Here is a 6151-nt window from a genome sequence, read left to right as displayed (position 1 = left end):
CCGAACACCTCAGCCAGCTGCGCGGGGTCGGCGTTGAAATCCGGAACCAGCAACTCGACGCCGGTGCCGGGGTTGAGCGCGTGAATCTGCCGCACAGTCTCCGCGTACAACCAAGCTCCGCCATCGGGAAGGTCGTCCCGAGCCACACCGGTCACCGTCGAATACCGCAACCCCATCGCCTGCACCGACTCCGCGACCTTCCGCGGCTCAGTCCGATCCAACTCAGCCGGCTTCCCCGTGTCGATCTGACAGAAATCACACCGCCGCGTGCACTGATCACCACCGATCAAGAACGTGGCCTCCCGGTCCTCCCAGCACTCATAGATGTTGGGACAACCCGCCTCTTCACACACCGTGTGCAGACCCTCGCGGCGCACCAAGCCCTTGAGCTCGGTGAACTCCGGCCCCATCCGCACCCGCGTCTTGATCCACGACGGCTTCTTCTCGATCGGCGTCTCACTATTGCGAACCTCGAGACGCAACAGCTTCCGGCCTTCAGGCGCAGCACTCACGGCCTCAACCGTACGCCCGTCCGGGCTAAGCGGGATCGGGGGTGACGCCGGTCAGTTTCGCCGTGACGTCCCACAACGCGGCCCCCAGCGCCTCGCTGCGCGCAGCGGACAGCGGACGCGCTTTGACCGGGTTGCCGCGCAGGCCGCCGAGGCCGCCCGGGGCGATGTAGTCGCCGCCTTCGACGCCGTCCGCCGTGGCCGCGTACAGCTGCGGCAGCGCGCCCTGGCGGACGTTCTGCGCGAACAGGGCCTCGCCGATCCGGTGGCCGCCGGCGATGACCGAGCGGACGACCGGGTTGGGGTACGACCGCGCCATGCCGCTGCCGAGGCCGGTCGCGGTGTACCCGGGGTGCGCGGCGACGCTGAGGACGTCGTCGCCGGCCGCGCGCAGCCGCCGGTCGAGCTCGAGGGCGAACACCTGGTTGGCGAGCTTCGACTGCCCGTATGCCGTCGCCGGGTTGTAGCGGCGGTGTTCGCCGTTGGGGTCTTCGAGGTCGATCCGGGCGCCGGTGGCGGCGACGCTCGACAGTGCGACGATCCGGGCGTGCCGTCCGCCGCGCAGGGCGGGCAGCAGCAGCCAGGTCAGCGCCGCGTGCCCGAGGTGGTTGGTGCCGAACTGCAGCTCGAAACCGTCGGCCGTGCGGCCACGCGCGGTGGCCATCACACCGGCGTTGTTGACCAGCACGTCCAGCGCGTCGCCGGTGCGTTCCCGCACCGACGCGGCGGCCGTGCGCACCGACGCGAGCTCGCTCAGGTCCAGTGGGATGAGCTCGGGTCCGGTGCCCGCGGCGGCCGCGCGGACCTGGTCCAGCGCCTTCGCGCCGCGTTCGGCGGAGCGGCAGGCCAGCAGCACGCGGGCCCCCTTGCTCGCGAGCACCTCCGCGGTGCGCAGCCCCAGACCGGAGTTCGCTCCGGTGATCAGGACGGTCCGGCCGCTCTGGTCGGCGATGTCGGCTTCGGTCCAGCGCTGCGTCATACGCTTACTTAACTCCATCCATGCCCCCGCCGCCGCCCTCAGCGGAGGCGCTTCGCGCCGCTGGTTGGATTGTTACGCACTGGGCGCGAGCAACCGGCGAAGGTGTCTCATCACCGGACGGCGGCGAGCGGGCTGCGCGCAGCTCGTGCGCAGCAGCGCCTCGAACGCGTGGCCCACCTTGGCGACCTCGTCGGCCGGTTCGCGCGGGTCGGCCAGCCCGGCCGTGACGGCGAGCATCCGCAGCTCGCCTTCGTGCATCCGGCGCAGCGACGCGTGCCGCTCGTAGGCGCCGTCGAGGACGGCGCGCAGGCCGGCGTGCTCTTCGACGGCGGCGCGCCAGGCGCGGGTGACGGCGTCGACGTGGTCGCCGAGGCCGTCGGCGTCGTCCGGGTCGGCGACCTCGGCACGCAGGCGCCCGCTCAGCGTCCGCGTCCACTGGTACTGCAGGGCGGTGAGGACGTTCTCTTCGGTGCCGAAGTGCTCTTCGGCACCGGGAACCTCGTCCAGCGGCAGCGGCGCGCCCGGGTTCCGGGCGGCCAGGCGGACGGTGGCTTCGAGGATTTCCTGACGTCGGTAGAAGTCGGTCCAGCTCATCGTGTGGCTCCCCTTCCGTGGCCCGGGTCATACCGCCGGTCTGCGGCATACTCCCGGTACGGACCTGACGCGCCGAACATACCATGAGTATGGAGAGCGGTTCCCGGCGTAAAGTTGTGAAGGTGGCGACAATGAGGTCCAGGCGGCTCGACTATTCCGAGTCGACGCGGTCCGCGCTGGTCGACGGCGCGGTCGAACTGTTCACCAAACGCGGTTACGCGGGTACCTCGCTCGACGAGATCGCCAAACGTGCCCGGGTGACCAAAGGGGCGCTGTACCACCACTTCAGCGGTAAGCAGGCCCTGTTCGAAGCCGCGTTCGACCAGGTCGAGAGCCTCGTCTACGACCGGCTCGACAAGATCATGACCGGCGACGGCACGCCGTGGGAACGGGCTCTGGGCGGGCTCAACGCGTTCATCCGCGCCTGTCTCGACCCCGCCTACCAGCGGATCGCCATCCACGAGGCGCCGGTCGTGATGGGCTGGGAGCGCTGGCGCGAGGCCGAGGAGCGGTGCAGCTTCGGACTGGTCCGCTCGGGCCTGCAGGCGCTGATCGACGCGGGCGAGGTCGAGCCGGTGCCGGTCGAGGTCACCGCGCGGCTGCTGTTCGGCGCGCTGTCGAGCGCGGCGACCGAAATCGCCAGTTCGCCCGATCCGAAGAAGGTCGGTGCCGAGATCGAGGATGTCATCGTCCGCATGCTGGTCCGGCTGAGGCGCACGGAGCCCGACGTCTCTATAGGCTGACGTCGTGGACTTGAGGATCTTTACCGAGCCCCAGCAAGGGGCCAGCTACGACGACCTGCTGCGTGTCGCCAAGGCGACCGAAGCCGCCGGGTACGACGCCTTCTTCCGCAGCGACCACTACCTGAAGATGGGTTCCGGCGACGGCCTGCCCGGCCCGACCGACGCCTGGATCACCCTGGCCGGCCTGGCCAGGGAGACCAGCCGGATCCGGCTCGGCACGCTCGTCACCGCGGCGACGTTCCGGTACCCCGGACCGCTGGCCATCTCCGTGGCCCAGGTCGACCGGATGTCCGGTGGCCGCGTCGAGTTCGGCCTCGGTTCCGGCTGGTACGACGCCGAGCACGAGGCGTACGGCCTGACGCTGCCGCCGCTGAAGGAGCGCTTCGACCGCTACGCCGAGCAGCTCGAGATCATCACCGGGCTGTGGAAGACGCCGGTGGGCTCGACCTACTCGTTCGCCGGTCGGTACTACACGCTGACCGACTCGCCGGGCCTGCCGAAGCCGGCGCAGTCCCCGGCGCCGCCGGTGATCATCGGCGGCGGGGGCAAGAAGCGCACCCCGGCGCTGGCCGCGCGGTTCGCCGACGAGTTCAACCTGCCGTTCGTGGACGCCGAGACCGCGGCCGCGCAGTTCGCCCGCGTCGACGCGGCGGCGGAGGAGATCGGCCGCGACCCGAAGGAGATCCTGCGGTCGGTGGCGCTGGTCGTCGGCGTCGGCCGCGACGACGCCGAGGTGGCGCGGCGGGCTTCGGTGATCGGGCGGGACGTGGACGAGCTGCGGGCCAACGGCCTGGCCGGGACGCCCGCCGAGGTCGTCGACAAGATCGGGCAGTGGCGGGAGAAGACCGGGATCACCCGGGTGTACCTGCAGCTGCTGGACCTGTCCGACCTGGACCAGCTCGAGCTGATCGCCGCCGAGGTCGCGCCCCAGCTGGACTGAGCTCGCCCAAAGCCGTGAATGCCACCGTGAGGGACGTAACGTCCCTCAAGGTGGCATTCACGGCTTTTCAGTTCTGGAGCGCGAAGGTGACGCCCGCGGCCTTGGGGGCCTCGGGGCGGGGGAGCCAGCGGTCCTCGCTCACCGGCAGCTCGCCTTCGAGCGCCGCCAGGACCGCGTCGCGGGCCAGCGGGAGTACCGCTTCCACCGTGACGTCCCGCTGGAGCTCGTACGACAGCGACGTCACGCCGGCGTCGCGGATGCCGCAGGGCACGATGCTGTCGAACGCCTTCAGGTCCGCGTTGCAGTTCAGCTCGAAGCCGTGCATCGTCACGCCGCGCTGGACGCGGATGCCGATCGCCGCGATCTTGCGCTCGATGCCGCGGTCGTCGGCCGGGATCCACACGCCGCTGCGGCCCTCGACGCGGCCGCTGGTCACGCCCAGCCGGTCGCACACGTGGATCAGCGCCTCCTCCAGCCGCCGCACGTAGTGCACGACGTCGATCGGATCGGCGAGCTGGACGATCGGGTAGCCGACCAGCTGGCCGGGGCCGTGCCAGGTGATCTTGCCGCCGCGGTCGACGTCGATCACCGGCGTGCCGTCCGTGGGCCGGTCGGCCGGCTCGGTGCGCTTGCCCGCGGTGTACACCGACGGGTGCTGCAGCAGGAGCATCGTGTCCGGCGCGGTGCCGTCCGCCCGGGCGGTGAGGTGGCTCCGCTGGAGCTCCCAGGCTTCGGTGTAGTCGATCGTGCCGAGTTCGCGGACGTCGACGGGCTCGGTGCTGGCGCGGCAGGAAGTGCGGGAAGAACTCACCCGTCGAGGCTACGCCCGTCACCCGGGGGAAGCAGCCGCAAGGCGCACGCTGAGAGCAGCCCGACACCCGTCACCGCCAGCACTGCGCCGATCGTGTCGGTGACCCAGTGCACGCCGAGAACGACGCGGCAGGCGGCGGACAGCACGGTCGCGACGGCCACCGCGGCCGCGACGCGCCCGACCAGCCGCGGCCACAGCCACGCGCACAGCAGCACCAGCACGAAACCCGTGCTCGCCACCGACACCACGTGCCCGCTCGGGTAGCTCAGGTCCGGGTAGTCGCGCGGGCGTTCCCGCAGGAAGACCGGCTTGGCCGTCAGGCTGGTCAGCCGGCACAGCAGCAGCACGACGGCGAGCCGCACGCACAACCCCGCGTGCTGCCGGTGCCGCAGTGCCAGCGCGAGCAGCGCCATGCCGAGCACGTACGGGAGCACCGGGCCGAGGATGTCGCTGCCGATCTCCGCCACCCGCCCGAGGGGCCGCGTGTAGACGCCGTGGAGGGCGCTCGCCACCTGGGCGTCGAGGGTCAACGGGTGCCGGGCGACGCCGAGCCCGAGCGCCACGAACGCCGCCACCAGCGCGAAACCGACGACGAGCCAGCGCTTGAGGGGGACGGTCATGCCGCGGCGAGCGCGCTGTCCAGGGTCCGGTGCCGGAACTCGTACCCGGACCGTTCCAGCACGGCCGGGACGGCCCGCTGCCCGAACAGCGCCATCTCTTCACCGGCTTGGCCGAGCACGGCCTTGAGCGCGATTCCGGGCACCCACCACGGCGCGGGCCGGTGCAGCGCACGGCCGACCGCGCGGGTGAACTCGGCGTTCGTCACCGGCGCCGGGCCGGTCAGGTTCACCGGTCCGGACACGGCGTCGTGCGTCAGGACGTGGACGATCGCGCCGACCTCGTCCTCCAGCGCGATCCACGGCATGTACTGGCGGCCGTCGCCGAGCCGCCCGCCCAGGCACAGGGCGAAGAGCGGACGCAGCGTGCCGTACAACCCGCCCTTCGCCGACAGCACCAGCCCGGTCCGGATCTTCACGACCCGCGCGTCCCCGGCTCCGGACGTCGCCCCTTCCCAGGCTTCGCAGAGTTCGGCGAGGAAACCCCGGCCGCGCGGCGCGGACTCGTCCACAGTGGACTCGTGCGTGTGGCCGTAGTACCCGACGGCGGACGCGTTGACCAGCACCCCGACGCCGTTTTCGGCGACGGCTTCGGCCAGCACCTCGGTCGGCTCGACCCGGCTGTCGGTGAGCTGCTGCTTGCGCATCGCGCTCCACCGGCCGGGGAACAGCCGCTGGCCGCCCAGGTTGACGACGGCGTCGACCCCCTCGAAGGCGCCGGCGGCGATGGTGCCCGACGGCGGGTCCCAGCGTGATTCGCCGTCGCCGCGCGCTTCCCGCCGCACGAGACGGCGGACTTCGTGCCCGTCTCGCAGCAGGCGCTCGCTCAGCGCCGACCCGATCAAGCCGCTCGCTCCGGCGATGAGTACTCGCATGCTCCGATCGTTGCGCATCCGCTTCGCGGCCGCACTCCCGGACACGGCGAAGGCCGCCACAGGAGGTCCCGTGGCGGCCTTCG

8 protein-coding genes are annotated in these 6151 nt (G+C 71.6%); 2 read left to right on the top strand and 6 right to left on the bottom strand.

Annotated features, from left to right (window positions below):
* The 3 genes from AB0M80_RS18385 to AB0M80_RS18375 all read right to left on the bottom strand — a co-directional run.
* A partial coding sequence (locus AB0M80_RS18385; protein WP_364565758.1) for a lipoyl synthase occupies nucleotides 1–512 on the bottom strand: 512 nt, incomplete at its 3' end.
* A 25-nt stretch (nucleotides 513–537) separates the two neighbouring features.
* A complete protein-coding gene (locus AB0M80_RS18380) occupies nucleotides 538–1488 on the bottom strand; it encodes an oxidoreductase (protein ID WP_364565756.1) in 951 nt (316 codons plus the stop codon).
* 72 nt (nucleotides 1489–1560) lie between these two features.
* Nucleotides 1561–2082 (bottom strand): hypothetical protein, encoded by a 522-nt coding sequence (locus tag AB0M80_RS18375; RefSeq protein WP_364565753.1) that lies wholly within the window; start codon nucleotides 2080–2082, stop codon nucleotides 1561–1563.
* 131 nt (nucleotides 2083–2213) lie between these two features.
* Here AB0M80_RS18375 and AB0M80_RS18370 point away from each other — a divergent pair, with 131 nt between their 5' ends.
* Both AB0M80_RS18370 and AB0M80_RS18365 read left to right on the top strand, forming a co-directional pair.
* Nucleotides 2214–2825 (top strand): TetR/AcrR family transcriptional regulator, encoded by a 612-nt coding sequence (locus AB0M80_RS18370; RefSeq protein ID WP_364565750.1) that lies wholly within the window; start codon nucleotides 2214–2216, stop codon nucleotides 2823–2825.
* Between the two features lie 4 nt (nucleotides 2826–2829).
* Nucleotides 2830–3765, top strand: a complete 936-nt coding sequence (locus AB0M80_RS18365) for an LLM class F420-dependent oxidoreductase (RefSeq protein WP_364565747.1) — start codon at nucleotides 2830–2832, stop codon at nucleotides 3763–3765.
* A gap of 67 nt (nucleotides 3766–3832) precedes the next feature.
* Here AB0M80_RS18365 and lipB read toward each other — a convergent pair whose 3' ends face one another.
* The 3 genes from lipB to AB0M80_RS18350 are packed head-to-tail and all read right to left on the bottom strand — an operon-like array spanning nucleotide 3833 to nucleotide 6068.
* On the bottom strand, nucleotides 3833–4576 hold the full coding sequence (gene lipB, locus AB0M80_RS18360) for a lipoyl(octanoyl) transferase LipB (RefSeq protein ID WP_364565744.1): 744 nt from the start codon (nucleotides 4574–4576) through the stop codon (nucleotides 3833–3835).
* On the bottom strand, nucleotides 4573–5196 hold the full coding sequence (locus AB0M80_RS18355) for a phosphatase PAP2 family protein (RefSeq protein ID WP_364565741.1): 624 nt from the start codon (nucleotides 5194–5196) through the stop codon (nucleotides 4573–4575). The genes lipB and AB0M80_RS18355 overlap by 4 nt, the downstream gene beginning before the upstream one ends.
* Nucleotides 5193–6068 (bottom strand): TIGR01777 family oxidoreductase, encoded by an 876-nt coding sequence (locus AB0M80_RS18350; RefSeq protein WP_364565735.1) that lies wholly within the window; start codon nucleotides 6066–6068, stop codon nucleotides 5193–5195. The genes AB0M80_RS18355 and AB0M80_RS18350 overlap by 4 nt, the downstream gene beginning before the upstream one ends.
* Nucleotides 6069–6151: the final 83 nt, after the last annotated feature.

The sequence above is a fragment of the Amycolatopsis sp. NPDC051045 genome, from assembly GCF_040682955.1.
Lineage (GTDB): Bacteria > Actinomycetota > Actinomycetes > Mycobacteriales > Pseudonocardiaceae > Amycolatopsis.
Note: the sequence above shows the minus strand (reverse complement) of the source record. Positions and strands in the feature narration are given on the sequence as shown.